Source organism: Haloferax sp. Atlit-4N (assembly GCF_003383025.1).
Taxonomy (GTDB): Archaea; Halobacteriota; Halobacteria; order Halobacteriales; family Haloferacaceae; genus Haloferax; species Haloferax gibbonsii.
The window spans coordinates 878,469-903,609 of sequence record NZ_PSYY01000001.1 but is presented as its reverse complement, the minus strand read 5'-3'; the positions used below and the strand labels follow the sequence as shown (position 1 = coordinate 903,609).

At 65.8% G+C, this 25,141-nt stretch carries 26 protein-coding genes and 1 tRNA gene; 11 read left to right on the top strand and 16 right to left on the bottom strand.

Going from position 1 to position 25,141, the window contains the following annotated elements; all coding sequences use genetic code 11:
• Together C5C07_RS04740 and C5C07_RS04735 are read left to right on the top strand one after the other, a co-directional pair.
• Entirely contained in the window at positions 1–312 is a 312-nt protein-coding gene (locus tag C5C07_RS04740) for a nucleoside triphosphate pyrophosphohydrolase (RefSeq protein ID WP_115804651.1), read from the top strand.
• 81 nt (positions 313–393) lie between these two features.
• Positions 394–1,383, top strand: a complete 990-nt coding sequence (locus C5C07_RS04735) for an NAD-dependent epimerase/dehydratase family protein (protein WP_004972560.1) — start codon at positions 394–396, stop codon at positions 1,381–1,383.
• 12 nt (positions 1,384–1,395) lie between these two features.
• On the opposite strand, the gene C5C07_RS04730 is transcribed toward C5C07_RS04735, so the two are convergent.
• A complete protein-coding gene (locus tag C5C07_RS04730; protein WP_004972562.1) occupies positions 1,396–2,088 on the bottom strand; it encodes an HD domain-containing protein in 693 nt (230 codons plus the stop codon).
• A gap of 195 nt (positions 2,089–2,283) precedes the next feature.
• Between C5C07_RS04730 and C5C07_RS04725 the strand changes: the two genes are divergently transcribed.
• Positions 2,284–3,018, top strand: a complete 735-nt coding sequence (locus tag C5C07_RS04725; protein ID WP_004972563.1) for an alanyl-tRNA editing protein — start codon at positions 2,284–2,286, stop codon at positions 3,016–3,018.
• A 39-nt stretch (positions 3,019–3,057) separates the two neighbouring features.
• Here C5C07_RS04725 and C5C07_RS04720 read toward each other — a convergent pair whose 3' ends face one another.
• From C5C07_RS04720 to C5C07_RS04685, 8 genes are all read right to left on the bottom strand, one after another.
• Positions 3,058–3,816 (bottom strand): FkbM family methyltransferase, encoded by a 759-nt coding sequence (locus tag C5C07_RS04720; RefSeq protein WP_115804937.1) that lies wholly within the window; start codon positions 3,814–3,816, stop codon positions 3,058–3,060.
• A 158-nt stretch (positions 3,817–3,974) separates the two neighbouring features.
• A tRNA-Gln gene (locus C5C07_RS04715) sits at positions 3,975–4,078 on the bottom strand.
• Between the two features lie 133 nt (positions 4,079–4,211).
• A complete protein-coding gene (locus tag C5C07_RS04710) occupies positions 4,212–4,664 on the bottom strand; it encodes a metal-dependent transcriptional regulator (RefSeq protein WP_004972567.1) in 453 nt (150 codons plus the stop codon).
• 4 nt (positions 4,665–4,668) lie between these two features.
• Positions 4,669–5,160: a hypothetical protein gene (locus tag C5C07_RS04705; protein ID WP_004972568.1), complete on the bottom strand. Its 492-nt coding sequence runs from the start codon at positions 5,158–5,160 to the stop codon at positions 4,669–4,671.
• A 143-nt stretch (positions 5,161–5,303) separates the two neighbouring features.
• Positions 5,304–6,512, bottom strand: coding sequence for a Fe-S cluster assembly protein SufD (sufD, locus tag C5C07_RS04700; RefSeq protein ID WP_004972569.1), 1,209 nt, complete (start codon positions 6,510–6,512; stop codon positions 5,304–5,306).
• A gap of 3 nt (positions 6,513–6,515) precedes the next feature.
• Positions 6,516–7,946 carry a Fe-S cluster assembly protein SufB gene (sufB, locus tag C5C07_RS04695; protein WP_004044077.1) on the bottom strand — a complete coding sequence of 477 codons (1,431 nt, stop codon included), beginning with the start codon at positions 7,944–7,946 and terminating at the stop codon, positions 6,516–6,518.
• A gap of 12 nt (positions 7,947–7,958) precedes the next feature.
• The gene (locus C5C07_RS04690; RefSeq protein WP_042663526.1) at positions 7,959–8,864 is read right to left on the bottom strand and encodes an ABC transporter ATP-binding protein; all 906 of its coding nucleotides are present in this window, start codon (positions 8,862–8,864) and stop codon (positions 7,959–7,961) included.
• A gap of 218 nt (positions 8,865–9,082) precedes the next feature.
• Entirely contained in the window at positions 9,083–13,090 is a 4,008-nt protein-coding gene (locus C5C07_RS04685; RefSeq protein WP_115804650.1) for a DNA polymerase domain-containing protein, read from the bottom strand.
• A gap of 105 nt (positions 13,091–13,195) precedes the next feature.
• Here C5C07_RS04685 and C5C07_RS04680 point away from each other — a divergent pair, with 105 nt between their 5' ends.
• The 3 genes from C5C07_RS04680 to C5C07_RS04670 are packed head-to-tail and all read left to right on the top strand — an operon-like array spanning position 13,196 to position 14,440.
• Positions 13,196–13,381, top strand: coding sequence for a hypothetical protein (locus tag C5C07_RS04680; protein WP_004972572.1), 186 nt, complete (start codon positions 13,196–13,198; stop codon positions 13,379–13,381).
• A gap of 48 nt (positions 13,382–13,429) precedes the next feature.
• Positions 13,430–13,984, top strand: a complete 555-nt coding sequence (locus tag C5C07_RS04675) for a hypothetical protein (protein ID WP_004972573.1) — start codon at positions 13,430–13,432, stop codon at positions 13,982–13,984.
• Positions 13,985–14,011: 27 nt separating this feature from the next.
• Complete coding sequence (locus C5C07_RS04670; protein WP_004972574.1) at positions 14,012–14,440, top strand: hypothetical protein; 429 nt, start codon at positions 14,012–14,014, stop codon at positions 14,438–14,440.
• A gap of 28 nt (positions 14,441–14,468) precedes the next feature.
• Here C5C07_RS04670 and rad50 read toward each other — a convergent pair whose 3' ends face one another.
• From rad50 to C5C07_RS04650, 4 genes are read right to left on the bottom strand one after another with little or no spacing between them, the layout of a single operon-like run.
• Positions 14,469–17,150 carry a DNA double-strand break repair ATPase Rad50 gene (rad50, locus tag C5C07_RS04665; RefSeq protein WP_115804649.1) on the bottom strand — a complete coding sequence of 894 codons (2,682 nt, stop codon included), beginning with the start codon at positions 17,148–17,150 and terminating at the stop codon, positions 14,469–14,471.
• Complete coding sequence (gene mre11, locus C5C07_RS04660; protein ID WP_115804648.1) at positions 17,147–18,490, bottom strand: DNA double-strand break repair protein Mre11; 1,344 nt, start codon at positions 18,488–18,490, stop codon at positions 17,147–17,149. The genes rad50 and mre11 overlap by 4 nt, the downstream gene beginning before the upstream one ends.
• Positions 18,487–18,915 (bottom strand): hypothetical protein, encoded by a 429-nt coding sequence (locus C5C07_RS04655; protein WP_115804647.1) that lies wholly within the window; start codon positions 18,913–18,915, stop codon positions 18,487–18,489. Before C5C07_RS04655 ends, mre11 begins: the two co-directional genes overlap by 4 nt.
• 26 nt (positions 18,916–18,941) lie before the next feature.
• On the bottom strand, positions 18,942–19,211 hold the full coding sequence (locus C5C07_RS04650; RefSeq protein WP_004972579.1) for a helix-turn-helix domain-containing protein: 270 nt from the start codon (positions 19,209–19,211) through the stop codon (positions 18,942–18,944).
• A 171-nt stretch (positions 19,212–19,382) separates the two neighbouring features.
• Here C5C07_RS04650 and C5C07_RS04645 point away from each other — a divergent pair, with 171 nt between their 5' ends.
• Positions 19,383–20,600 carry a proteasome-activating nucleotidase gene (locus C5C07_RS04645; protein WP_004971162.1) on the top strand — a complete coding sequence of 406 codons (1,218 nt, stop codon included), beginning with the start codon at positions 19,383–19,385 and terminating at the stop codon, positions 20,598–20,600.
• 73 nt (positions 20,601–20,673) lie between these two features.
• On the opposite strand, the gene C5C07_RS22085 is transcribed toward C5C07_RS04645, so the two are convergent.
• A complete protein-coding gene (locus C5C07_RS22085; protein ID WP_004972580.1) occupies positions 20,674–20,808 on the bottom strand; it encodes a hypothetical protein in 135 nt (44 codons plus the stop codon).
• Between the two features lie 61 nt (positions 20,809–20,869).
• A complete protein-coding gene (locus C5C07_RS04640; protein WP_115804646.1) occupies positions 20,870–21,619 on the bottom strand; it encodes a DUF998 domain-containing protein in 750 nt (249 codons plus the stop codon).
• 160 nt (positions 21,620–21,779) lie between these two features.
• On the opposite strand from C5C07_RS04640, the gene nth reads away from it, so the two are divergent.
• Positions 21,780–22,463, top strand: a complete 684-nt coding sequence (nth, locus tag C5C07_RS04635; protein ID WP_050458787.1) for an endonuclease III — start codon at positions 21,780–21,782, stop codon at positions 22,461–22,463.
• A 4-nt stretch (positions 22,464–22,467) separates the two neighbouring features.
• On the opposite strand, the gene C5C07_RS04630 is transcribed toward nth, so the two are convergent.
• Positions 22,468–22,950 (bottom strand): hypothetical protein, encoded by a 483-nt coding sequence (locus C5C07_RS04630; RefSeq protein WP_115804645.1) that lies wholly within the window; start codon positions 22,948–22,950, stop codon positions 22,468–22,470.
• 244 nt (positions 22,951–23,194) lie between these two features.
• On the opposite strand from C5C07_RS04630, the gene C5C07_RS04625 reads away from it, so the two are divergent.
• The 3 genes from C5C07_RS04625 to C5C07_RS04615 all read left to right on the top strand — a co-directional run bounded on the left by C5C07_RS04625 (position 23,195) and on the right by C5C07_RS04615 (position 25,138).
• The gene (locus C5C07_RS04625; RefSeq protein ID WP_049904945.1) at positions 23,195–24,025 is read left to right on the top strand and encodes a hypothetical protein; all 831 of its coding nucleotides are present in this window, start codon (positions 23,195–23,197) and stop codon (positions 24,023–24,025) included.
• Between the two features lie 85 nt (positions 24,026–24,110).
• Entirely contained in the window at positions 24,111–24,749 is a 639-nt protein-coding gene (locus tag C5C07_RS04620; protein WP_004972585.1) for a halocyanin domain-containing protein, read from the top strand.
• On the top strand, positions 24,749–25,138 hold the full coding sequence (locus C5C07_RS04615) for a hypothetical protein (RefSeq protein WP_004971171.1): 390 nt from the start codon (positions 24,749–24,751) through the stop codon (positions 25,136–25,138). Before C5C07_RS04620 ends, C5C07_RS04615 begins: the two co-directional genes overlap by 1 nt.
• Positions 25,139–25,141: the final 3 nt, after the last annotated feature.

Sequence of the window (25,141 nt, the reverse complement as noted above, 5' to 3'; positions counted from 1 at the left end):
ATGCCCCGCGAGTACGACAAACTCGTCCGCGACGACATTCCACGAATCATCCGCGAGTCGGGCGAGACGCCGGTCGTCCACGTCGCCGACGACGAGGAGTTCGACCGCCGACTACGCGAGAAACTGGTCGAAGAGGCCGAGGAGTTCGCCGAATCGGGACGCCCCGAAGAACTCGCAGACGTGTACGCCGTCGTGGACGCGGTTCTCGACCGGTGCGACGAGGACTGGGAGTGGGTCGAGACGGTGGCGAGAGAGAAGGCGGCCGAGCGCGGTGGATTCGAGGACGGCGTGGTACTCGAACGGGTGGAGTGAGACACCCACGAATAGCGCGGGTCCCCGGAACCCACCGCCGATTCTCCCACGTTTTTCACCGCGCGCGCCTTCGACCGAGACATGGACAACGCACTCGTCATCGGCGGCACGCGGTTCATCGGCCGCCACCTCGTCTCGGAACTCCTCGACAGCGGCTACGCCGTGACCATCTTCAACCGCGGGAACCACGACAACCCCTTCGAGGACGACCCGCGCGTCCAGCACGTCCAGGGCGACCGAACGGACGACGAGGCGCTTCGGACCGCGAAGCTGACCGTCGACCCCGACGCCGTCTTCGACTGCGTGGCGTACAAGCCCGCCGAGGTCGCCTCCGCGGTCGACATCTTCGCCGACGTGGACGCCTACGTCTACATCTCCAGCGGCGCGGCCTACGGAAGCGAGGTCATCCCGAAGCGCGAAAACGAGACGCCGCTGTGCGACTGCACCGACGAGCAGGCGGCAGACGACTCGGGCGCGAGCTACGGCCCGCGGAAGGCCGAGGGCGACCGCGTCGTCTTCGAGGCGGCCTCGCGGGGCATCAACGCGATGTCCGTCCGCCCGTGTATCGTCTACGGCCCCGAGGACTACACCGAGCGCCTCGACTACTGGATCGACCGCGTGCTGAACTACGACCGCGTCGTCGTCCCCGGCGACGGGACGAACGTCTGGCACCGCGCCTACGTCGAGGACGTGGCGAGCGCGATGCGCGTCGTCGCCGAGGAGGGCGAGGCCGGCGAGGCCTACAACGTCGGCGACAGGCGGCTCGTCACGCTCGAAGAGATGGTTCAGGTCATCGCCGACGCCGCGGGCACCGACGTCGAGGTGGTCCACGCGGGCGAGCGCGAACTCGCCGCGACGGACCTCTCGATGGACGATTTCATCCTCTACCGCGACTACCCGCACGTCCTCGCGACGGACAAACTCGCCCGTCTCGGGTGGGAGTCCACCCCCGTCGAGGAGGCGATGCGCCGGTCGGTCGCGGACCACCGCGACAGCGACCGCGACGGCTCCGAACACGACCCCGGCCGCGACGCCGAAGAACGCGTACTGTCGATTCTCGATACGCTCTGAGAGCGCCGGCGTTCAGCCGCTGAACTGGCCGTCGTGGTCCATCTCGGGGACCTCGTCTTCGAGCCACTCGCGGAACCACTTGACGCGCTTGAGCCGCTGGTGAGCGAAGCTCTGGGCCGTGTCGGTCTCGAGACGCGCGGACGCGTCGCGGCCGCGCTCGAAGACGCGCTCGACCATCTCGGCGGCGTCCATGTGCGTCCGCGCCTCGTAGCCCATCCGCAGGAGCATCAGCGCGGTGCCGTTCGCGCCGATCTTGTCGAGGATGTCGGCCTCGATGAGACAGCGCGTCTCCAGCGACACGTCCGTCAGCGGGCCCTGATACGAGTGGTCGGAGACGACCTGACACACCTGGTCGACGAAGGACTCGGGGTAGTCGCCGTGGGTGCTGAGGAACTCGCGGGCGACGCGAGCGCCCTCCTCGGCGTGGACCTCCTGGTCGGCTTCGAGCTTCGAGATGTCGTGAAAGAGCGCGGCGACGCGGACGACGTCGACGTCAGCGCCCTCGCGGTCGGCGATGCGCGTCGCGAGGTCGACGACGTTGAGGATGTGGTTGAACCGGTACTCCGCGGAGTGCCACGGGTACCAGCGCATCCGCCCGCCGTCGTCTTCGTTTTCGACGCTCGCAGAGAGATAGTCCGAGACGAAACGCTTCATATCCTCGAACTCCGCGTCGGAGACGGCCGACTCTTTGATTTCAACGCCCACGGCAGAACCTCCGTAGGTGTTGGCACGTGCGTATTCTCATTACACGGAATGAGGGTCGTTCCACTCTTAGGCGTTACGACCACCCTGAGTCGCGCGAACCGGGCTCTCGGGCGACCAGACCGGGTCTCGTGGCCGGCGGTGTGACTCGGTGCCACATCGGCGGGAGTTAACTCGAACGACCGCGTCGTCCCCGCCGTGACCGAAGCACGATACCTCGACGACGCGACGACACACGAGTTCGAGGCGACCGTCGAGACGGTCCGCGGAAGCGACCGCGTCGTCCTCGACCGGACCTATTTCTACCCGACCGGCGGCGGCCAACCGAACGACACGGGCACCCTATCGAGAGACGGCGAGAGCGGCGACGGCGAGACGTGGGACGTGACGGACGTGCGGAAACGCGACCGAATCGAACACGTCGTCGCGGGCGACGCCCCCGAGCCGGGAACGGCCGTCTTCGGACGCGTCGACGCGGCGCGGCGGCGGGCACACAGCCGCTACCACACGGCCCAGCATCTCCTCTCTGCGGTCCTCCTCGACGAGTTCGACGCCGAGACGACCGGTAACCAGCTGTACGCCGACCACGCGCATCTCGACTGCGCCTACGACCGCTTCGACGGCGACGACCTCCGGACCATCGAGACGCGCCTGAACGACCTCGTCGCGTCCGACCTCCCCGTTCGGTGGTACGGCCTCGACCGCGACGAGGCCGAGGCGACGCTCGACCCCGAGCGCACCCGACTGCACCTGCTTCCGGACTCGATTCGAGAGGTCCGAATCGTCGAAATCGGCGACCCGGACGACCCCTTCGACCGGACCGCCTGCGCGGGGACGCACGTCTCGGCGACGGGCGACATCGGCACGGTCTCCGTCACCGGCCGGACCACCCAGGGCTCGGCTCACGAGCGCGTGAACTTCGTCCTCGAATAGCCGATTCGACCCCGACCGAACCCGACTGACCGCCCGCGACTACGCCGACTGGGCCGCCTCGGTCCGCGCCCGCGGCTCGCACACCCAACCTTCCTTGACCGGGACCAGTTCGTAGCCCGCCTCCCTGAGCAGGGCCTTCGCCGCCGCCTCGTCGTGGCTCCCGCGGGCGTCGTGCAGTTCGAAATACACCGTCGGCCGGTGCTCGCGGAGGACCGTTTCCGCCCCCCGGAGCACGTTCAGGCCGAACCCCTCTACGTCCACCTTCAGGTGGTCCGGCGGCGGAACCGTCCCGGAATCGACGAGCGAGTCGAGCCGCCGCATCGACACCGACGCCGTGTCGACGACCTGCGCTTCCCACGCGCTCGCGTGGTCCCGCGAGAACGAACCCAACTCGTCGTAACTCGACAGGTGGAACTCCCGCGACTCGTCGGCCTCGCCGAGGCCGCACTCGAGAAGGTCCACCCGGTCGTCGAAGTCATTGACCTCGACGTTCGCCCGCAACTGGCCGACGACTTCGGGATGCGGTTCGACGGCGACCACCCGCGCGGAGGACTCGCTGGCCGCGGTTGCGAGCGTGTAGGTTCCCGTGTTCGCGCCCACGTCGACCACGACGTCATCGTCGTCGAGACCGAGCAACAGCGCCTGCAGGAGCACGTCGTTGCCGTGGCGGTTGTACAGTTCGTAGCTCCTGAAACTCGTGCGCCCGACGTGCTTCTTCGTGGCGACGAACCGTCGTTCGTAGTTCGCCCGAACGAGCGCGTAGTGGAGGGAGTACGCGAGGTGGCGAGCGGCCGACACCGGGTGCAGCAGAGACACGTTAGTATACTGTCATTGTCCGGTATTAAAAATCGCTCGGCGGCGTATTGTCGGCGGCGTTTTCGTCTGACCGACGCTTCGTGCGTCGAATCGTGGCCAAGCGACGTGCTCTTCGCGTTAGTTCGTCGGAGAAGTTTGAGTAGTCCCGGGCGGATTCGAACCGCCGTCAGCGGCTGTCTTCTCGGCACGCATTGAACCGTACCAATCCAAAGGCCGCTATGATTGGCCACTACACCACGGGACTTCGGTCACGTCGTTCACTCGTCCCCTGTGCCTCGCAATCTCTTCGAGATTGCTCACCACCACGGGACTGCGCACTCGTCGGTTGTCCGCTGGTAAATGAAAACGCTTCGGTTCCGGCCGGTCGCCGGCGGCGATTAATCGGCGACTTCCGTCTCCGTCTCGGGTTCCGCGCCGCACACCTCGAGATACTCGCAGGCGTCCGTCTCGGGGTCGAAACAGTCGGGGCACTCGGAGTTGCGGTCGATGATGGTGTCGAGTCGCTCCGCGATCATCCCGTCGATGACGGGTTCGAGTTCGCGGGCCTCCGCGCGGAACTCCTCGACGTCGAGGACGTTCGAGAGAAAGCGCTCGATGATGCAGTAGGTCTGGAGCGCGTCGCGAGCGCGGACGATTCCCTCGTCGGTGAGGGTGACGCCCTTGTACTTCTCGTGTTCGGCGAGGCCGCGGGATTCGAGTTTGCCGATCATCTCGTTCGCGCTCGCCGGGCTCACCTCCATCATGTCCGCGAGCGCGCCGGTGGCTGCCGGGCCGTTCTCCATCTCCTGCAGCAGGTAAATCGCCTTGACGTATTGGTCTGCCGTGTTCATCGTTTCACTCGCGGTCTTCCATGATTCGCGTTACTTCTTCTACGCCCTCGGCTTCCTCCTCGCGAATCGCCGACAGCGTCGCGACGAGTTCCTCGCGGTCGATAGAGAACTGTGCGTCGCTCGCCTCGATGGCCTCGATGACGTCGTCGTAGAACTTGTAGGCGGTCTCCTCGTTACAGAGTTGGTCGTAGAGAACGCCGTCGAAGTCCTCGGGTTTCGTCTGGCCGTACTGGGCTTCGACCAGCGCCTCTATCTCCTCGAAGGGGACGCTGTCGACCTCCAGCCGGTCGATGACGGCTTCGAGGCGTTCGCGGTGGTCGGCAGACTCCTCGGCGGCGTGCGAAAGAAGGGCTCGAACCTCCTCGTCGAGCGCGTCTTCGCCGAGTTCCTCGTGGTGGTGGTAGGCACGCGCCTCCACGACCTCTTCGAGGACGATACCGATCTGGAGGAGTCGGGCGAGCTGGTGGTCCGAGGTGACCTGATACCCGACGCTCACGGACTCGTCCCCCTCGACGTTCGAAGACACGGTCCCACGACGTACATACACACCTCTCCGGGAGTAACCGACTTAAGCGGTTCCCTCGCGGGTCGGCGGGACGAGAAAAACGGTCGTCGAAGCCGCGCCGCGGAGCGGTCTGCCTACCGCAGGCGGGCCGCGATGAGTTCCTCGAGGTCGTCGCGGAACTCGTCGACTTCGATCTCTTCGAGGACGGGGACGAAGAAGCCCTCCACGAGCATGTTACGGGCCTGTTCTTCGGGGATGGACCGAGAGACCATGTAGAAGAGGTCCTCGGCGTCGACCTGCCCGACGGAGGCGGCGTGAGACGCCTCGGTGTCGTGGTTGTTGATGATGAGCTTCGGCGACGCGTCGGCCTCGGACTGGTCCGAGAGCATCAGCGTGTTCTCGCGCTGGTAGGAGTTCGTACTCCACGCGTCGCGGCCGACGTCCTGGACGCCCTCGTACACCGAGCGCGCCTCGTCGTCGAGGACGCCGCGGGTCACGAGGTCGGCCGTCGTGTTCTCGGCCTTGTGCCAGACGCGGGCGTTGACGTCGAGGTGCTGGTCGTCGTGACCGAAGAACGCGCCGACGATTTTCGTCTCCGACGCTTCGCCGTTGAGTTCGGTCTCGACGTCGCTGCGGGTGAGCCGCGAGCCGAGGTTCCCCTCGATCCAGTTGACGGTCGAGTAGGTGTCGGCGTCGGCGCGCTTGAGCGAGTACGTGTACGTCTCCTCGTCGAGGTTCTGCAGGGAGCCGTACTGGACGTACGAGTTCTCGCCCGCGTCGATTTCGACGAGGTTCGAGAAGTACCGCGCGTCGTCGACGCTGTCGCCGGACTCGACGGCTTCGAGGATGGTGACCGACGAGGACTTCTCGGTGACGACGAGCGTGTGGCTGAACAGCGACCGAGAGTTCATCTCGGCGCGAATCTTCACGTCCTCGGCGTCGACGCCCTCGGGGACGTAGATGAACGTGCCCGTCGTGAACAGCGCCGCCGAGAGGGCGGTGAGGTAGTTCGACTGGGGGTCGACGACGGAGCCGAAGCGCTCCTCGATGAGGTCGCCGTACTCGGAGAGCGCCTCCGTGAAGGGGAGGACGACGACGCCCTCGGGCGACTCGCGGGTCGTCTCGTCGGCCTGGTTCAGCGGGTCGACGAGCGACTCGAAGTCGAGCGCTTCGAGGTTCGTCCAGCGGCGACCGGGCGTCTGGATGACGTCCGGCAGTTCGAGCTCGTCGAGTGCTTCGAGGGCCTCGAGTCGGGTCTCGAGGAGCCACTCCGGCTCGTCCCGTGCGTCCGAAATCTCTCGTACCGTCTCTGCGGACAGGTTTGCGGGAAGTTGCGCACTCATTGGTTATCCGAGGCTACCCTCCATCTCGAGTTCGACGAGTCGGTTGAGTTCGACCGCGTACTCGATGGGCAGTTCCTCCGTGATGGGTTCGATGAACCCGGAGACGATCATCTGCTTCGCGTCGTCGTCGTCGAGACCGCGCGACTGGAGGTAGAAGATGTCCTCGTCGCCGATCTTGCCGACGGTCGCCTCGTGGGCGACGTCCACCGTGGACTCGTTGATCTCCATGTACGGCATCGTGTCCGAGGTGGACTCGTTGTCGAACATGAGCGCGTCACACTCGACCGCGGTCGAGGAGTTCTTCGCGCCGTTGGCGATGTGGACGAGACCGCGGTAGTTCGTGCGGCCGCCGTCCTTCGAGATGGACTTCGACTCGATGGTCGACTTCGTCTCGGGGGCGTTGTGGTACACCTTCGCGCCGGTGTCGATGTTCTGGCCCTCGCCCGCGAAGGCGATGGTGATGTGGTTGTCGGAGGCGCCGCGGCCCTTCAGAATCGAGGCCGGGTACAGCATGGTGGCCTTCGAGCCCATCGAGCCCGAAATCCACTCCATGCGGCCGCCCTTCTCGACGATGGCGCGCTTGGTGTTGAGGTTGTAGGTGTTCTTCGACCAGTTCTGGACGGTCGAGTACTGGACGTGGGCGTCCTCGCCGACGAACACTTCGACGCCGCCGGAGTGGAGGTTGAACGCGGAGTACTTGGGAGCCGAACAGCCCTCGATGTAGTGGACTTCGGAGCCCTTCTCCGCGACGATGAGCGTGTGCTCGAACTGGCCCATGCCCTCGGAGTTCATGCGGAAGTACGCCTGGACCGGCATCTCGACCGTCACGTCCTCGGGGACGTAGACGAACGAGCCGCCGGACCAGATAGCGCCGTGAAGCGCCGCGAACTTGTTGTCGCTCGGGGGGACGCACTTCGTCATGAAGTACTCCTTGACGATGTCTTCGTGCTCCTGGACCGCCTGGTCCATGTTCATGAAGACGACGCCTTTCTCCTCCCAGCGCTCCTGCATGTTCTGGTAGACGACTTCGGACTCGTACTGGGCGCCGACGCCAGAGAGGGCGTTCTTCTCGGCTTCCGGGATACCCAGTTTGTCGAAGGTGTCCTTGATGTCGTCCGGCAGGTCGCGCCAGTCGTCGACGCCGCCGCGGACTTCCACGTCGGGTCGGATGTACGGGACGATTTCGTCCACGTTGACCTCGGAGAGGTCAGGCTGGCCGGGCCAGTCGGTCGGCATCGGCATCTTCTGGTACTGCTTGAGCGCGCGAAGGCGGCGCTCGAGCATCCATTCGGGCTCGTCTTTGTCCTCCGAGATGACGCGGATGGTCTCTTCGGTGAGACCCTTCTCGGCCACGAACGCGGCCTTCTGCTCCTTCTTGAACTCGAAGCGAGCTTCCGTGTCTGTCTCTTTGAGGTGGTCTTGGTCGGAACTCATGATGTTGGGGGATTACGCGGCTTCGTACACTTCCTCACGGACCCAGTCGTAGCCCTTGTCTTCGAGTTCGGACGCGAGCGAGGCGTCGCCGCTCTTGACGACCTTGCCGTCCAGCATGATGTGGACGTGGTCCGGCTCGACGTATTCGAGGATACGCTGGTAGTGAGTGATCTGGAGGATACCGGTGCCCTGCTCGTCGCGCAGCGCGTTGATACCCTTCGAGACGTCCTGCAGGCGGTCGATGTCGAGACCGGAGTCGATCTCGTCGAGAACCGCAATCGACGGTTCGAGAATCGCGGCCTGAAGGACCTCGTTTTGTTTCTTCTCGCCGCCGGAGAACCCGGCGTTGAGGTAGCGCTGCATGAACTTCTCGTCCATGTCGAGAAGCTCCATCTTCTCTTTGAGGAGCTTCTGGAACTCGGCGACGCCGACTTCGCCGTCGTCGACGTTACCCTCCATCGGGGAGGTGTCGTAGCCGGCTTCCTCTTCTTCTTCCTCGTCGTCCTCGCCGAAGAGGAGCTCCTCGCGCTCGTCGATCTTCGCGTTGAGCGCGGTGCGGAGGAAGTTCGTCATGGTGACGCCCTCGATTTCCGCGGGGTACTGGAAGCCGAGGAAGATGCCGAGCGCGGCGCGCTCGTTCGGCTCCAGTTCCAGAAGGTTCCACGTGCGGGCGTCGTCCGGAATTTCGAGGTCGCCGAAGTCGTCGTCCTCCAGGTGGAGGAGGATTTCGCCGTCGGTTACCTCGTAGGCGGGGTGCCCGGCGATGATTTTAGAAGTCGTAGACTTGCCGGACCCGTTGGGACCCATCAGTGCGTGGATCTCTCCGGATTTGACTTCCAGGTCGACACCTCGCAGAATCTGCTCACCGTCTTCCTCCGCGACACGTGCGTGGAGGTTCTTGATCTCGAGAGTTGCCATCGTTGGTTCGTTGCCTCGTACTCGAAGGGTGGGGAGTATCGCCCATAATGCTTGCGCATTCACCCCCGCCACCTTTTGTAGAAAGAAAATTTGTTTTCAAAACCGCAAAGAATCACGGCAGTTCGGAACACTCGTCCGGGTTTCGGACAGCCGAACGACGTTACGGTATCGCCATCTACGTAACTGAATTTGGTTTCATCGCCTGGTGATACGACCGGTCACATGAAGCTCCCGAGGCCGGTCTGTTCCTGACCGCTTTTCACCTCGTCCCACGACATCCCGAGCGCCTCGATGACGCGGGAGATGGGCCCTTCGAGCGTCTTGGTGAGCATCGTGTCCCAGTCGACCTCGAACGCCTCTGGAATCTGGTCGGCGTACTCGAAGCAGATGACGTCGGGGTCGCGCTTGAACTCGCGGTAGAGGTCGTCGACCTGCGGGTCGAACTCGCCGGTCTCCATCTCGCGGAACCACGACGGGTGGACCTTCCTGAGGTAGACCCGCTTCGGCTTCGAGCCCCGCCCGAAGTTCGTCCCGAGGAAGGCGTTGGCGTACTGCGCCCCGCGGACGTGCGCGGTCGGCGTCTCGTACGCCGAGAGGCGCTTGCCGATTCCGCCGGGGATGCCGGCCTGTTCGAGCGGCAGGTTCCCCGACTCGAAGTCGGTGATGATGTCGTGGAGGTAGTCTTTGATGACTTCCGTCTCCTCGCCGTGGACGATCATGTCGATGACGTTCTTCTGGACCTCTTTCGTTATCTGCGCGATGTCCGAGCGCTTGTACTCGAACCCCGTGATGTCGATGTCGTCGACGTCCTTGCCCTCCTTCCAGACGATGTGACCCGCGTAGCGCTTTTTCTTCCCCGCCTGGAAGAACCGCCGGTAGAGCTTCTCGAACTCGATTTGGAAGCGGTGTTCGTCCGCGCCCAACTCGTCGCGCGCGAAGTCGTCGTAGGCGGCGTTGATGTGCTCCTCGATGTCGAACGACTGCTCGATGGCTTCTTCTTTCGACACGTCGGGGCCGAGTTCGAGCATGACGCTGTCGGTGTTGTGAAGGACAATACCTCCAACACCGTCGACGAAGTTTTCGTTTTCTTCGACGCTCAGGTCGTACACGTAGCCGTCGTGGTCGACTTCGGTCAGCACGGGGTCTCGGCCTTCCCGGTAGGAGCTACACGTCCGAATAGTGTACGAGCCTTTGCTGTCCCGATACTTGAGCGAGTGTTTTTGTCCCCGTTGCGTGAGCAACATCGAGAGACCGGCAGCAAGTTCTCGGCTCGTCGTCTCGAAGTCGAAGTTTCGCTGTGCGTACGCTTCGGTGTATCGTGGGAATTCGCGAGATCCATCGCCTTCGACGAGCAACGTCAGGAACAAGTCTTGCTTCTCCTCAGGAAGGTGGAAGACGAATGAGGGGATCCGTTTACCACGCGACGTCTGCCCTGCGAACTCGCGGAAGAACACAGCAGCGAGTTCGTTCATCATCTGCAGTTTCAGCGTCTCGTCGTTGTACGTGACCGACGCACCGCCTGTGTCCGTTTGATACTCGACGGTTCGCTCCGCTCGTCGGTCGCTCGTAATGATACCGGCGGTCGTGTTCTCGAACAGTCGAGAGTAATCTCGCTGGAGTTGGGCTAGCCACTCACGGTCGGATTCAGCGATACTTGCCCCGAATTTCGACGCCGCCGTCTCGCCAGTGGATGCGCTTCCTTCAGGGACGTACGCACCGAGGAGCCGAATGAGTGCTGCACCGTCTTCGCTGTCGATATCGACGAATCGTTTGACTTTGACGGTCGAGTCGACGTCTCGGTGGTGCTCGTGGCCGAACCAGACATACTCGTCGTCCGCGTGGATTTGTTTCCGCTTCGTTATCGAATTATCGCTCCCGACGCTCCGTCCGTCCTCGTACTCGCGTTCGTACCCACGAAGGACCTCGTAGACGTCGACCTGCTCGACAGGCTCGACGTCGGGCACCCCGGAGACGCGATACGGCTCCGCCACGTCGTCCGGAGAGACAGTTGTGAGGCCGCCTTCACCGGGGACGACGTACGAGTGGTCTCTCGTCGTCGTCGACTCACCGAACTTGTGTTGGAGGTTCACCACCGGTTTGTCCGTTTTATGGCGAATCGCCTGCGCAATCGGCTGCCACTCCGCCTCTCCATCTTCGTTCACAGAGAGGGCCTCCCACCCGTCGAGCGCTCGGCGAGTCTTCCCGGGAGTGGCACTTGCGACGACGTCCCCGTCGGCAGCGATGAGTACCTCAGACTCAGTCGTTCCGCGGGCAAACAAGTCCTCGATAGGAAGGGTTCGAACAGTCCCACCGGGGTCTCTGACGACGACCGGGCGATCTCCCGTCACGCTGTCGCCGTAGGCCACGTCGTAGCCGATTTGGTTCGCGGCCTGTTCCGTGAACTCGATGACCTTCCGCCCGGTCGCCGTCACCGCCGCGCCCATCTCCTTGTCGTAGAGTCGGAAGCGGTCCCAGCCCAGCACGCCGTACAGGGAGTTCATGATGACCTTCACCGCGGCCTGCTGGCGGTCGAACTGCTCGTACTCCGACGAGCCGGGGTCGTGGGAGTTCCGAAGCGACTTCTTTTCCTCGCGCTCGGTGAGGAGTTCGTCGACCATCTCCCGAATCATGCCGTCCGGCTCCTGCTGGAAGTGCGTCCCGTTGGGCGCGCGGAACATCTCCCCGTCGTAGCGCTCGGGGTCGACTTTCGTCTCCGGCGACGCGTTGATGGTCACCATGCACATCGGGTACAGCGACTTCAGGTCGAGCACCGTGACGTTCTCCTTGACGCCGGTGATGGGGTCGAAGACGGCACCGCCCTCGTAGTCCTCCGACTCCTGTTTGCCCTTCGAGGGGAGCGCGAACTCGCCGTGGACCTTGTGGAGCACGTAGATGTCGACGGTGTCGCCGGGCGTCGGCGCGTCTTCGAGCTTACAGCCGACGAACGTCCGCACCTCGTCCCAGAAGGCGATGATGTCCTGCTTCCGGTCGATTTCGACGCACAGCTCCACGTCGCGGAGGTTGTATTCGAGCAGGCGCTCGGGGTCTTCCTCCCAGAGGTCGCCGATGTCGCCCGAGTAGCGCTCCTTGCCCGCGTCGAGTTCGAGTTCGCCCACCGCGTCGAGGCGGTAGGATTCGAGTTCGGTGAACTGGGTGCGCTTGTAGGCGTACAGCAGGTCGAAGACGACGCGCCCTTTGATGTCCGGGCCGCCCCAGCCGCCGCGCCAGACCTCGCCGAGCCGCGACATGCGGTTGTAGTCGAGGTTCAGGTCGGTCGTCCTGTCGACCTCCTCCAACCGGTCGAGGAAGTACGGCGCGTCGAAGTCCTCGAAGTTCCACCCGGTGAGGATGTCGGGGTCGGTCTCCTCGATGTACGAGAGGAAGGCGTCGAGCATCGCCGCCTCCTCGTCGAACGTCCTGACCTCCACGTCCGCGTCCTCCCCGAGGAACTCGTAGTTCGGCAGCGACTCCGGGCGCTTGCCGAGGCCCTCGTCGGCGACGGCGTGCCAGACGACGTACTCGTCGCGGTAGGAGTCGTGGCTGGTGAGACAGATAATCGGCTCTTCGCCCTCCTCGGGGAAGCCGTTCCGGTCGTTGACCTCGATGTCGAAGGTGTTCACCCGAAGGCTCGCGTCGACCGCCGCGGGCGCGACCTCCTGGTGGGGAACCTGAATCGACCCGTCGTCGAGGCGGCGCTCGGGGACGCGGACGCCGCTTTTGATGTCCTTGTCGATGAGCAGGCGGTTCGGAAAGAGGATGTCCGCCTCGTAGTGGTCGAACTCGTCGCGAATCTGGCCGACGTCGCGGGGGGTGCGGCCGTAAATCTTCGTTAGCTCCTCGCCACGGATGCTCTCGTAGCCGTCCTCGGTGCCGGTGATGACGTCCTTGTCGAGCGCGTCGTCGTCGAGGCTGTCCGTGGGCGCGTAGAAGTACGGCCGGAACCCGAGCACGCGGACGTGTTCGGTCTCGTCGTCCGCCGTCCGACCGAAGATGTGAATCACCGGGTACTCGTCGCGGCCCGCGCCCTCGATGGTGTAGTCGACCTGCGTGACGGCCAGTTCGACCGTCCCGTCCGGGTCGGGAAACCGCACCTCGTCCGTGTCGATGACGTCGGAGACGTGCTGGCCGGCGTCGCCGGCGACGATGGCGGCCTCCTCGTCAGGCCGCGCGTCGCCCGCGCCGTCGGCGTCGTTCCCCCCGAAGTCGGTCAGACCCGTCTGCGTCATGCCAGTCGCTTCGATGGCGCGGCTAAAAACCCCGGCGTTTCCGCGAACTGCACCCCGAACCACGGAAAGACATATATCCATGTGTGACATTCCTTGTCACACGATATGACCGACCACGCAACTCCGGAGCGGTGGGATGGCACGATCGACGGCGACGGACCGGCTGGTCCGACGGGAGCCGAGACGGTCGAATCCTACGATATCGACGGTGGCGTGGTGTTCTACGACGCGGAGAACCCACTCGCGTGGGTCGAGGCATCGCGGTCGATGCGCCTCGACGACTGCGCCTGACTCGGCCGAAACGGACACTTTTTCTCGGCACGGCGTCTCGACGCGAGCGTGACGGACGACGAGCGACGCGAGGGAACGCCCGCCGCTGACGCGGAAGACGAAGGCGACGACGCGGAGCGTCCGTCGGCGGACATGGCCTCGAAAATCGACCCCGAAACGCGATGGGGCGACCCCGAGGCCCGCTGGGGAGACCCGGAAGCCCGCTGGGGGAACCCCGAAAAGGAGCTCCCGACGATTCCCCGCGTTCGCATCCCCGGCGAGGACGCCGACGAGGATTCGGACGGCGAGAGCGACGGCGACGACGCGCCGGAGTTCTCCCCCGACGTGAACCCCGAGGTAGCCCGCCTGTTCTGGGCGAGCGTCGTCCTCGCGAACGTCGGCCTCGCGGGAGTCACGGTCGGCCCGATGCTCGCCTACTTCCGCGGCGACACGCTCCTCGGCGCAGGCCTGTTTCTGTTCGGTGTGGTCGTGCTCGCCCGCGTCTACTCCGTCTACCGAGAGTTCAAGCGAGGGGAGTGGCGGGACGACGAGGACGATGCGAACGATGCGGACGACGGTGATGTAAGCGACACCGACGAAGACGCTCCCGAGCGCAACCGCTAACAGTCGTCGCGCCCTTCGCCGAGACATATGCGAACCGTTCGCGGGCCAGACGGCCGGACGTACCTCCTCGTCAAGCAGTCGAGCGACGCCAGCCGCGTCCGCGACCCGGAGACCGGCGAGGAGCGACACCTGCCGAACGACGAACTCGAAGCCGTGAGCGGCGAGTCTCCGCTCGAAACCGCCGCACGAGCCGTTCCCGAGCCGGTCCGGGAGATACTCGTCGCGGTCCCGACCGAGCGCGGACTGGGCTTGCTCGTCGACCTCGTCGACCGCGGGCCGCTCCCCGCGGTCGACCTCCTCGGGGCCTACGACCTCTGCGAGAGCGACCTCCACGGCCTCCTGACCGAGTTCCGGGTCGCCGGCCTCGTCGCCGAGACCACGGTCTACGGGGAGCGCGGCTACGAGGCGACTGAGACCGCGAAAGAAGGGGTCGAACTGCTGCGGGCGAGCGAATAGGGTCACTCGCGGCGGAACCGACCCGCTCTCAGTCGTCCGCGAGCGCGCTCTCGACGGTCGGCGCGTCGGTTCGCTCGACCGTCGAGCGGTTCGTCGTCGGGTTCTTCTCCACGCGGACGAGGTCGTCGGCCGCACCGACCAGCTCGTCGTCGTGGCTGACGATGAGAATCTGCTTGACGCCGCGGTTCTGCATGTCCTCGACGAGGTCGACCAGCCGCGAGACGTGGCCGTCGTCGAGGAAGACCGTCGGCTCGTCGAGGATGAGCGGCGGGAGCGGTGCCGCGCCGTCGATACCCTCGGCGAGGAGCCGGTAGATGGCACACCGGAGGCTGAGGTTGAACAGGGCGCGCTCGCCGCCCGAGAGCTGTTCGGGTTCGAGCGCGGTGCCGTCCTTCTGGAACACCGTCAAGCCGTACTCGCCGTCGAGCCGGATGCGCGAGTAGGCGTCGTTGGCGTAGACGAGGTCGAACGTCTCGTTGAGCATCCGTTCGAGCACCTCGACGTTGCGCTGGCGAAGCTCCGCCCGGAGGTCGCCGTAGGTCGATTCGAGCGTCGACACCTCCTCGTGGACCGATTCGAGGGCGTCGACGCGCTCGGAGAGGTGTTCGCGGCGCTCCCGGAGGCCGTCCAACTGTTCGAGTTCGGCCTCGACGCCGCCGACGCGGCTCTGGAGTTCGTCGCGCTTGTCTCGCAGTTCGGGAAGCACTTCGTCTTCGACCCGTTCGAGGTACGCCGCGGCCTTCTGCTTGCGCTGTCTCGCCCCCTCGACCGCCTCCTCGTCGACCGTCTCTCGGAGTTCGTCGCGGCGCTCGCGACGCTCTCGGAGGTGTTCGCGGCGCTCGCGGTTCACGTCTGCGAGCGTCTCGCGCTTCTCGCGGAGCCGGTCCCGCGCGTCGATTTTCTCGGCTCGCGCGTCGACCAGCGACTCGACGCGGTCGAGTCGGTCGCGCCGCTCGTCGAGTGCTTCGAGGTCCGCTTCGAGCGACTCGACCGTCTCCGCGACCTCCTCGGCCCGCTCGGCCTGCGTCGTCGCGGCCTCGCGTTTCTCCTCGGCCTCGGCTTCGAGTTCCGCGGCGGCCTCGCGCTTCTCCGCGGCGGCCTCCCGGCGGCTCTCGACGGTCTCCTCGCGGTCGGCGATGCGTTCTTCGGCGAGGTCGAGTTTGTCGCGCTGAGAGCCCGCGCGGTTCTCGATTTCGACCAGTGCCTCGGCCGCCTCGACGGCCGCCGAGCGCGACTCGACGTCCGATTCGAGCGAGTCGAGGTCGGCTTCCAGCGATTCGACGGCGGCCTCGCGCTCGCTGATGGCGTCGACGTGGGGCGAGCCCTCGACCGGCTGCCCGCACTCGGGGCACTTGCCCGCGTCGCGGAGGCGCTCGGCCTCGGCGAGACGCTCGCGCGCGTTCTTCAGTTCGGTCTCCGTCTCCGCGAGCGACTCGCGGGCGTCGGACCGCGCCTCACGCCGTTTTTCGAGGAGGTCGGCGGCCTCGCCGAGTTCGACGGGGGCGTCCTCGAACCGCGCTTCGGCGTCGTCGAGCGACGACCGAAGCTCCGCGCGCGTCTCGCGGAACGATTCGAGCTCCCGCTCGGCCTCGGCGGCGGTCTCCGCGTCGGCCTCGGCGGCCTCGCGTTTCTCCTCGGCGCGCGATTCGAGGTCGGCGGCGCGCTCGGCGAGCCGCTCGGCCTGCGTCTCGAACGCCTGCGCCCGCGTCCGCGCCTCGGAGAGGTCGTCGCGCAGCCCGGATTCGCGCTCCGAAAGCGCCTCCCGCGCGCCGGCAATCGCCTCGTCGCTCGCGTCGTCGAGGTCGGCCCGGTCGAGGGCGTCGTCGATGTCGGATTCGAGGTCGTCGGCGGTGGCGTCGAGTTCGCGGACGCGCTCCGAGAGGTCGTCGCGCTTCGTCTCGTCCGTGGAGATTTTCGCGGTCAGGTCCTCGATTGCCGCCTCGACCTCGTCGAGTCGCTCCCGCTTTTCGGCGTGCTCGTCGAGCGTCGCCTCGGCGGCGTCGAGCGCCGCCTTCGCCTTGTCGCGCTGGCCCTCGTAGTTCGAAATCTCCTCGTCGAGGGAGTCGAGTTCGGATTCGAGCGCGTTGAGCGTCGCGTGGAGGTCCGCCTCCTCTTTCGTCTCGATTTGCGACTCGACGTCTTCGAGGACGCTCCGCTTTCTCGTCAGCACGTCTTCGACCCCGAGCCGAGCGTTGCCGGCGCGCTCGCGGTACGTTTCGAGCTTTCCGAGCTGCAGGAGGTCGTCTATCATGTCCTGGCGCTGGCTCGGCGTCGCGTTGATGAGCTTGTTGACCTCGCCCTGCTGGACGTACGCGCAGTTCACGAACGCCTCGGCGTCCATGCGCAAGAGCGACGCGACGTGCCGGCGAACGTCTCGCGCGCCCTCGACGGTTCCCTCGGGGCCTTCGAGGACGCATTTGGCGGTGGTCGCGCGGTCGCCGGAGACGCGAATCCGACGCTCGATGCGGTACTCGCCGCCGTCGTGGACGAATTCGAGCGCGATTTCGGCGTCGTCGGCGCCCGTCGTCACCACGTCTTCGAGCGTCCCCGCGAGCGCCTTCGAGCCGTAGAGCGCGAAGAAACACGCTTCGAGGAGCGACGACTTGCCGCTGCCGTTGACGCCGTGGATGACCGTAACGCCGTCTCTGAGGTCGAGTTCGGCGTCCTCGTAGGGTTTGAAGTTCCGGATGGCGATTCGGGTGAACCTCACGCGAAATCACCCAGCGAACTGTCTTGGCTCGCCGCCGGTTCCGCGGCGGCCTCCGAGTCGGATTCGGTCGTCGTTTCAGCGGTGGTCTCGGTCGTCGTCCCTGTGTCGGACTCGGCCGCGTCTTCGGCGGCTTCCGCGTCCTCAGCGTCCGCCGTGCCCTCGATGGCCTCCGAATCCTCGGCCTCGACGCCGTCGTCGCTCTCGATGTCATCCTCGCTCTCGGCGGCGACGAAGGCTCCCGGGTCGTCGGAGAGCAGCGATTCGACGCGCTCGCGGACCTCGTCGCGGACGTTCGAGTCGGCGACCTTGCTCGCCCGGACCGTCTCGTCCACGTCGAGGGCGGCGCTCGACAGGCCCATCTCGCGGACCCGCTCGCGCACCGCGTCGTCGGGGTCGGCGAAGCTCACGTCGGTCGCCAGTTCCGCGCCGTCGTCGATATCGCGCTTGTCGTTGACGCGGGCGACGAGCGCGCCCTCCTCGACGGCGAACGACTCGACCGCCGCGGGCGTGACGGCGTCGCCCTCGCCTCGCAGTTCGACGATGACGACCGCGTCTTCGAGGTCGAACTCGCGGACCCGCTGGCGGACGCGCTCGATGCCCTCGTCGCCGGCGAGGTCGACCTCGACGAAGGCGAACGGTCGCGTTTCGAGGGTGCGCCGACGGATGTCGACCTCGTCGGGCCCGAACTGAACGAGGTTGTACCCGCGCGGGTCGCGCTCGCTCGCGCTCGCGCGCTCGGTCGACCCGCAGTAGGTCACCCACGTCCCGTCGAGTTCGGCGGTGTCGGGGACGTGGTTGTCGCCGAGGAGGACCGCGTCGAAGTCGACGTTCGACTCGGCGAGGACGGTTTCGGTCTCCCAGTCGGCGTGCGCGAAGGGCGTGAACAGACCGTGGGCGACGAGCACCGCGCGCTCGGCGTCGTGCGGTTCGAACTGGTAGTCGAGTTCGTCTCGGCGCGAGCGCGGGACGTGGTCGAGCCCGTAGAACGCCACGTCGCCGACGACGTGGGGGTCGCGTCCGAGTCTCGTCGCCAGTCCGAGGCGCTCGAAGAGGTCGAGCCACTGGCCCCCGCGGGTCGACTCGTGGTTGCCGACGATGGCGAGGAAGGGAATCCCGGCGTCGTCGAGGCGGCGGAGCGCGGCGAGCGTCCCGAGGAGGTCGGGGAGTTCGGGACGGCGGTCGTGGTAGAGGTCGCCGGCGTGGACGACGGCGTCCACGTCTCCGTCGAGCGCGTCCGCGACGACCCGCTCGAAGGCGTCGAGGAAGTCCTGTCGGCGCTCCGGCGAGTGGTACTGCTGATACCCGATGTGGGTGTCGCCGGTGTGTATCACCCGTGTCATCTATCAACCGGTTCGCCACCGCCGCTGAAAACGGTTGTGCGACCGGAGCGGAAGTGGTCGGCGTCCCGCGGTCGCCGCTGTGCGGTTCGGGAGCGCCGATTCGACACCTCGGTCGCGCCCGCGTCGACGAGCGCGCCGCGCAGGCGGTCGAGGTCCGCGAGGAGCGCCCGACCGGTGCGCGCGCACTCGCGGTGTCCGCGCCGGGCGGCCTCGCCGACCGCTCGGCGGAGCGTTAGTTCGCCTCCGTCGGAGAGAAACTGGGCGGCAGAACGGAGCGACTCGAAGGCGTTTCGCGCCTCGGCGACGACTTCGGCGGGCGGGCGCGACTCGTAGTCGGGGATACCGGCGTCAGCGTCGGCGTCAGCGTCGGCGTCGGCGAGCGCGGCGAGCGCGCGGCCGACGTCGTCGGGAGCGGGCGAAGACATGCGGCGACGTGGCCGCGCGTTCGGATTTAAATGTTGAGCGTGTAGAGGCGCTTGCGCGCGTCGGAGAACGAAAATCGGGAGTCGACCGCGCCCTCGTCTTCCAGCCGGGAGAGCGCGTAGCGGACGGTACGCGGGGGGAGAAGCGATTCTTCGGCGATTTGGCTCTGGGTGAGCGTGTCCTCGTAGTCGAGAATCTTCGCGACCAACTTCGCGCTCGGGGGCATGTCCCGAACCGATTCCCACCGGTCGTCTGACTGGGGCTCGGACTCGCGTTCGACTGCTTCCGTGGTGCTCATCGTACGAGGTACCATGCAATGCTATTAGATAATATTTGCTATCCAGATTTATTACTATGAGGAATTTATGTGACGCGCGTCAGACTCGTCATCCGGGCGGCAGACGGGCCCTAGGCGGCGAATCCCTCACACACCCGAAGCCTCTTATGAACCTGCACCCTATGCCGGATGATGACCGATACTGTGGACGACGTCGACCTCCCCTACGATAAGGACTCGGCGTCGCAGCAGGAGAAGATCACCGCCCTTCAAGAGCGGCTCGAAGTTCTCGAAACGCAGAACGAGGAGATGCGCGACAAGCTCCTCGACACGAACGCCGAGAACAACAAGTATCAACAGAAGCTCGAGCGGCTTACCCACGAGAACAAGAAGCTCAAGCAGTCGCCGCTCTTCGTTGCGACGGTTCAGGAAATCACCGACGAGGGGGTCATCATCAAGCAGCACGGTAACAACCAAGAGGCCCTCACCGAAGTGACAGACGAGATGCGCGAGGAGCTCGAACCCGACGCGCGCGTCGCCGTGAACAACTCCCTCTCTATCGTCAAGCGACTCGACAAGGAGACGGACGTCCGGGCTCGCGTGATGCAGGTCGAACACAGCCCCGACGTGACCTACGAGGACATCGGCGGACTCGAAGAGCAGATGCAGGAGGTCCGCGAGACGGTCGAGATGCCGCTCGACCGCCCCGAGATGTTCGAGAAGGTCGGCATCGACCCGCCGTCCGGCGTGCTCCTGTACGGCCCGCCGGGGACCGGTAAGACGATGCTCGCGAAGGCCGTCGCCAACCAGACGAACGCCTCGTTCATCAAGATGGCCGGCTCCGAGCTGGTGCACAAGTTCATCGGCGAGGGCGCGAAGCTCGTCCGCGACCTGTTCGAGGTCGCCCGCGAGAACGAGCCCGCCGTCATCTTCATCGACGAGATAGACGCCATCGCCTCGAAGCGCACGGACTCGAAGACCTCCGGCGACGCCGAGGTCCAGCGCACGATGATGCAGCTGCTCGCCGAGATGGACGGCTTCGACGAGCGCGGCAACATCCGCATCATCGCGGCGACCAACCGCTTCGACATGCTCGACCCCGCGATTCTCCGGCCGGGGCGGTTCGACCGCCTCATCGAGGTGCCCAAGCCGAACGAAGACGGCCGCGAGATAATCTTCCAGATTCACACCCGGAAGATGAACGTCTCCGACGACGTGGACTTCGTCGAACTCGCCGAGATGGCCGACAACGCCTCCGGTGCCGACATCAAGGCCGTCTGTACGGAAGCGGGGATGTTCGCCATCCGCGACGACCGCACGGAGATATACATGCAGGACTTCCTCGACGCCTGGGAGAAGATTCAGCAGGAAGCCTCGGACGAGACGGAAGTCTCCCGCGCGTTCGCGTAACCGACGCGAGTCGCGTTTCGTTTCGGCTTTCGGTTCTACCTTCGCTTTTCGCGCGACGCCGACCGCCGAGTGGCTACGCGGCGAACGCGAAGTACGGCAGGACGAACAGCGCGAGGAACATCGCGGCGAGGATGAGACCGTACCCGCCGAGCGTCGCGGCCGCGGTCAACCACGATTCGCGCCGGCCGGGGAGTTCGAGCGCGGACATGCTCGGTCGGTCGCGGTCGTGAATCATAAATCGTCGGGTTCGCGCGGCCGAATCGAGCGCGTCACCGGGCGGCGTCGGTCGGGGTGGCCGAGTCGGTCGGGTCGGCAGGTCCCGTCTCCGACGCGGACCCCATCAGGTAGCCGCCGAACCCGATGAACCACAGGAGCACCGGGTAGGCGACGTAGCGCTCGATACCACCCGCGCCGAGGAACGAAAGCGGGTGCGGGAGGCCGAGGAGGCCGAACGCGAAGATGCTCGCCAGGAGGGCGAGGACGAACCCGCCCACCGCGACCGAGAGATACCGGAACGGGGTCTCGATGACCCGCGCGGCGACGACCGCGGAGAGGCCGCCGGCGAAGAACGTCAGGAGGGCGAACAGCCCGTGCATCGGGGCTTCGCTCCCGTCAAAGACGCCCACGCCGAGGATGCCCACGCCGAGCATCGCGACGGCGGCGGTGACGACGCGGTCGCGAAGCGCCCGGTGCGCGAAGTAGCTCGCGCCGAGGACCAACAGCCCCGAAAGCACCATCGTCGCGTTGAAAATCGTCGCCGACGGCTGGAGGATGATGCTGTTTGGCGGCCTCGTCGCACCGAGGTCGCTTATCTCCTGTACGCCCGCGTTGTAGCCGGGGTAGAACGCCTCGGCGGTGATGATTCCCATGAACGCGAGCAGGCCGAACGCGAACAGCATCGCGCCGGCGACGAACCGGTCGCGCCGGCGGTCGTGTGCGCCCGGCGTCTCGGCGATTCGTTCGGGTCGCGTCTCGGTCGGCGGACTGCCGTCCCGTCGGGAGTCGGTGGTTGGTGTCATCGTGCTCACTCCGTCCGTCTAGACGACTGACGCGTCGATAACACCGAACGCTGGCTCTTAAACCGCGAGAATCCGGACGGTCAGGAATCCGCACGGTCAGGAATCCGCACCCCTCGCCCCAACCCGAACGACTGAAACCGACCGGGTCGCACCCACAGGTATGGGCACGCCACTCGAAAGCCGCGAGGCGCAAGCCGAGGAGGTCCTCGACCGACTGTACGAGGAGTACCCCGACACCACCATCTCGCTTTCCTACTCGAACCGCCTCGAACTGCTCATCGCCGTCATGCTCTCGGCGCAGTGTACCGACGAGCGCGTCAACAAGGTCACCGCGGAGCTGTTCGAGAAGTACGACGGCGCCGCGGACTACGCCGCCGCCGACCAAGAGGAGTTAGCCGACGACATCAGCTCCATCACCTACTACAACAACAAGGCGAAGTACATCCGCTCCGCGTGCGCGGACATCATCGAGAAGCACGACGGCGAGGTTCCGGACACCATGTCGGCGCTGACCGACCTCGCCGGCGTCGGCCGGAAGACCGCGAACGTCGTCCTCCAGCACGGCCACGACATCGTGGAGGGAATCGTCGTCGACACCCACGTCCAGCGGCTCTCGCGCCGCCTCGGGCTGACAGAAGAGGAGTACCCCGAGCGAATCGAGGAGGACCTGATGCCGGTCGTCCCCGAGCGCGACTGGCAGCAGTTCACCCACCTGTTCATCAGCCACGGCCGGGCCGTCTGCGACGCGCGCAACCCCGACTGCGACGCCTGCGTGCTCGAAGACGTCTGCCCCTCGTCGAAGCTCGACCACGAGGTCGACCTCGCCAGCGGCGAGGCGTGGTGAGCGCTCAGACGAACACGTAACCGCTCAGGTAGCGGTAGATACCGAGCAACCACGCGAACACCCAGAAGATGACGTAGCCGAAGACGCCGACGCGGAGGCGGCCGCGCCACGCGCCCATGTTCTCGTGGAGGTCGTCGAGTGACAGGTCTTGGTCCGGGTCGCGGTAGAGGTCCGCCTCCCACTTGGCCTGGAAGATGCGGACGATTCCCGTGAGCGCGAAGACGAGCATCGCGTACGCCTGCAGGCCGAGAATCGCGTGCAGGGCGCTGAGGCCGTTGAGTTGCTGAAAGAGCCGCGGGAGCATCCACGTGACGACCGGGACCGTGTTCAACACGAGCCCGGGGAAGATGATTTTGAGGTGGTAGACGAGCACGTCCCACGACACCGTCTCGGCGTCGATCATTATCCACGCGCCGTAGAGGTAAAACGGGAAGCTGGCCGTGACGGTAATCGCGGCGAGCGTGGCGAGCGTCGTCTCGTCTGCCATCGCACGGCGTTAGCACCCGGTCGGCCTAAAGGGACCGATGCGCCGCGTCCCGTTCGAGCGCTAGACCACGCGACAGGAGCTAAACGTCGGCCGCGACCGCCGGGATTCGAGCACCGGACCACCGCCGTTCGAGCGCTGGACCAGCGAGCGGTCGCGTCCGATGGGCGGCTCGTGGCCGACCGCACGCGACGAACGCGGTTCGGGGTCGGAACACGTTTACCGGCGTGGACCCTACTCCGTGGCGATGTCAGACTCGTCTTCCGCCCCGGCCGACGACGGCTCGTCACCGGACGCGGACGCCGACGCCGCGATGTCCGACGCGGAGCTCGCGGCCCTCCGCGAGGAGGTCGAAGCCAAGTACGACTTCGAGAACTTCGGCCCGGCCGACATGGCGAAGATGACCCCCGAAGAGTGGGACGCCGCGTTCGACCCCGACTCGTGGGTCGTCGGCGAGGAGTTGCTCGACCGCGTCGAACAGGAACTCCGCTACCGCGTCGCGATTCGCGAAGTGTTCGCCGTCCTCGAACGCGTGACGGAAAACGGCGAGCCACGGATTCTCGCGTACTCCGACGAGGGCTACGCCGTCGTCTACCCGGACGGGAGCGTCGAGGGCGAAGGGACCGTCCTCCGCGACGTGAAACCGACCGTCGCGCTCTGTTCGATGGAGGACTTCGAGGTGAACGACGCGCCCGAGACCGTCAGGCTCCCCGAACCCGAAGAGGTCGCACAGGGGACCGGCGACTTCGGCAACCGAATGCTCCAAATCGTCGCGTTCGGGCAGCTACTCGGCGGGTTCGCGCTCATCGGCGCGTGGCTCGTCCTCCCCGACCTCGATTCGATTATCGCGCCGCTGGCCGGCCTGGGCTTTCTCGTCATCGGCTTTTTCCTCTTCGTCGTCGTGGCGAACGCCCGGCTCTCGGACCGCTTCCGCGCCGAGGAGTACCGAGACAGGCTCCGCGTCATGGGTCTCGAAGGCGGGTCGCGCCCCGAGTTCGTCCCGACGTTCGACGGGGACGAGAACGTCGCGTCCTTGGTCGAGGCCCCCGAGGGAGACGCCCTCAGTTCTGAGGGCTGAGACCGGCGCGCGCTCACCTCGCAAACACCCTCCGTGACGGCATAGTCGGTGGGTTTAAGCGCGTCCCATCCTGACGAACGACCGTATGAAAAGGCGGGAGTTTCTCCGAACGGCTGGCGGTGCGACAGCCGCCGCGACCGCTGCCGCCGGGACCGCTGCTGCGCAGGAAGGCGGCGGTGGAGCGCAGGTTCAACCCGACTTCGGTGGCTACCTCGACGGCATCGACGGAGGCTACGAAGACCTCCGCGGTCAGAGCGAAGTCACCATCGAGGTCGGCGCGTCCGGCAACGGAGGTAACCTTGCGTTCGGACCGGCTGGCATCTGGATCGACCCCGGCACGACCGTGACGTGGGAGTGGACCGGCGAAGGCGGCGGCCACAACGTCGTCGCGAGCGAGGGCGCGTCGCTCGACTCCGGCGCGTCCGTCTCCGAGGCCGGAACGACCTACGAGTTCACGTTCGAGAACGGTGGCATCACGAAGTACCACTGCGTGCCCCACGAGGCGCTCGGCATGCTCGGCGCGGTCGCCGTCGGCGACGACGTGGCGACTATCAGCACCGGCGGTGGCGGCGAGAAGGAACTGCACGAACTCGGCGTCCCGATTCAGGCCCACTGGGTCGGCTCGGCGACGATTCTGGGCATCCTCGTCACCATCATCTACACGTTCTTCATCTTGAAGTACGGCGAGTCCCCAAATACGGGTAACACCGGAGGTGGCGAATAATGTCTTCGACCGGCAGCACATACGGCGATATTCACCGATACGAACCGGCGCGCGAGAGCACCGCAGCGGCCATCGCAATCGTCCTCCTGACGATTATCGAGGTCGTGTTCGTGTTCCTCTTCACCTACGGCTTCGTCTCCGGGTGGGGCCTGACGGACACGGGGAACATGTTCCTCGGCGGCGTCCTCGCCGTCATCTTCGTGGACCTCGCGTTCATCCTCGCGCTGTACCGCAAGGAGTTCCTCCCCGACGTGATGATCGTGAAAAAGCGGCGTCGCAAGTGGGAAGACCTCTACGTCCGCGAAGAGGACGTCGACGGTGTCACCTTCAGCAGCGACGACGCGTGGGAACAGGTCAAACGCGCGGTGTACCCCTACTACAAGCGATAAACC

Excerpts from the sequence above, each read along its gene's own strand:
- C5C07_RS04740 (WP_115804651.1), top strand. The coding sequence starts at position 1 with ATGCCCCGCGAGTACGACAAACTCGTCCGCGACGACATTCCACGAATC.
- C5C07_RS04735 (WP_004972560.1), top strand. The coding sequence starts at position 394 with ATGGACAACGCACTCGTCATCGGCGGCACGCGGTTCATCGGCCGCCAC.
- C5C07_RS04710 (WP_004972567.1), bottom strand. The coding sequence starts at position 4,664 with ATGAACACGGCAGACCAATACGTCAAGGCGATTTACCTGCTGCAGGAG.
- sufD (WP_004972569.1), bottom strand. The coding sequence starts at position 6,512 with ATGAGTGCGCAACTTCCCGCAAACCTGTCCGCAGAGACGGTACGAGAG.
- sufB (WP_004044077.1), bottom strand. The coding sequence starts at position 7,946 with ATGAGTTCCGACCAAGACCACCTCAAAGAGACAGACACGGAAGCTCGC.
- C5C07_RS04690 (WP_042663526.1), bottom strand. The coding sequence starts at position 8,864 with ATGGCAACTCTCGAGATCAAGAACCTCCACGCACGTGTCGCGGAGGAA.
- C5C07_RS04685 (WP_115804650.1), bottom strand. The coding sequence starts at position 13,090 with ATGACGCAGACGGGTCTGACCGACTTCGGGGGGAACGACGCCGACGGC.
- C5C07_RS04680 (WP_004972572.1), top strand. The coding sequence starts at position 13,196 with ATGACCGACCACGCAACTCCGGAGCGGTGGGATGGCACGATCGACGGC.
- C5C07_RS04670 (WP_004972574.1), top strand. The coding sequence starts at position 14,012 with ATGCGAACCGTTCGCGGGCCAGACGGCCGGACGTACCTCCTCGTCAAG.
- mre11 (WP_115804648.1), bottom strand. The coding sequence starts at position 18,490 with ATGACACGGGTGATACACACCGGCGACACCCACATCGGGTATCAGCAG.
- C5C07_RS04655 (WP_115804647.1), bottom strand. The coding sequence starts at position 18,915 with ATGTCTTCGCCCGCTCCCGACGACGTCGGCCGCGCGCTCGCCGCGCTC.
- C5C07_RS04650 (WP_004972579.1), bottom strand. The coding sequence starts at position 19,211 with ATGAGCACCACGGAAGCAGTCGAACGCGAGTCCGAGCCCCAGTCAGAC.
- C5C07_RS04645 (WP_004971162.1), top strand. The coding sequence starts at position 19,383 with ATGACCGATACTGTGGACGACGTCGACCTCCCCTACGATAAGGACTCG.
- C5C07_RS22085 (WP_004972580.1), bottom strand. The coding sequence starts at position 20,808 with ATGTCCGCGCTCGAACTCCCCGGCCGGCGCGAATCGTGGTTGACCGCG.
- C5C07_RS04640 (WP_115804646.1), bottom strand. The coding sequence starts at position 21,619 with ATGACACCAACCACCGACTCCCGACGGGACGGCAGTCCGCCGACCGAG.
- nth (WP_050458787.1), top strand. The coding sequence starts at position 21,780 with ATGGGCACGCCACTCGAAAGCCGCGAGGCGCAAGCCGAGGAGGTCCTC.
- C5C07_RS04630 (WP_115804645.1), bottom strand. The coding sequence starts at position 22,950 with ATGGCAGACGAGACGACGCTCGCCACGCTCGCCGCGATTACCGTCACG.
- C5C07_RS04625 (WP_049904945.1), top strand. The coding sequence starts at position 23,195 with ATGTCAGACTCGTCTTCCGCCCCGGCCGACGACGGCTCGTCACCGGAC.
- C5C07_RS04620 (WP_004972585.1), top strand. The coding sequence starts at position 24,111 with ATGAAAAGGCGGGAGTTTCTCCGAACGGCTGGCGGTGCGACAGCCGCC.
- C5C07_RS04615 (WP_004971171.1), top strand. The coding sequence starts at position 24,749 with ATGTCTTCGACCGGCAGCACATACGGCGATATTCACCGATACGAACCG.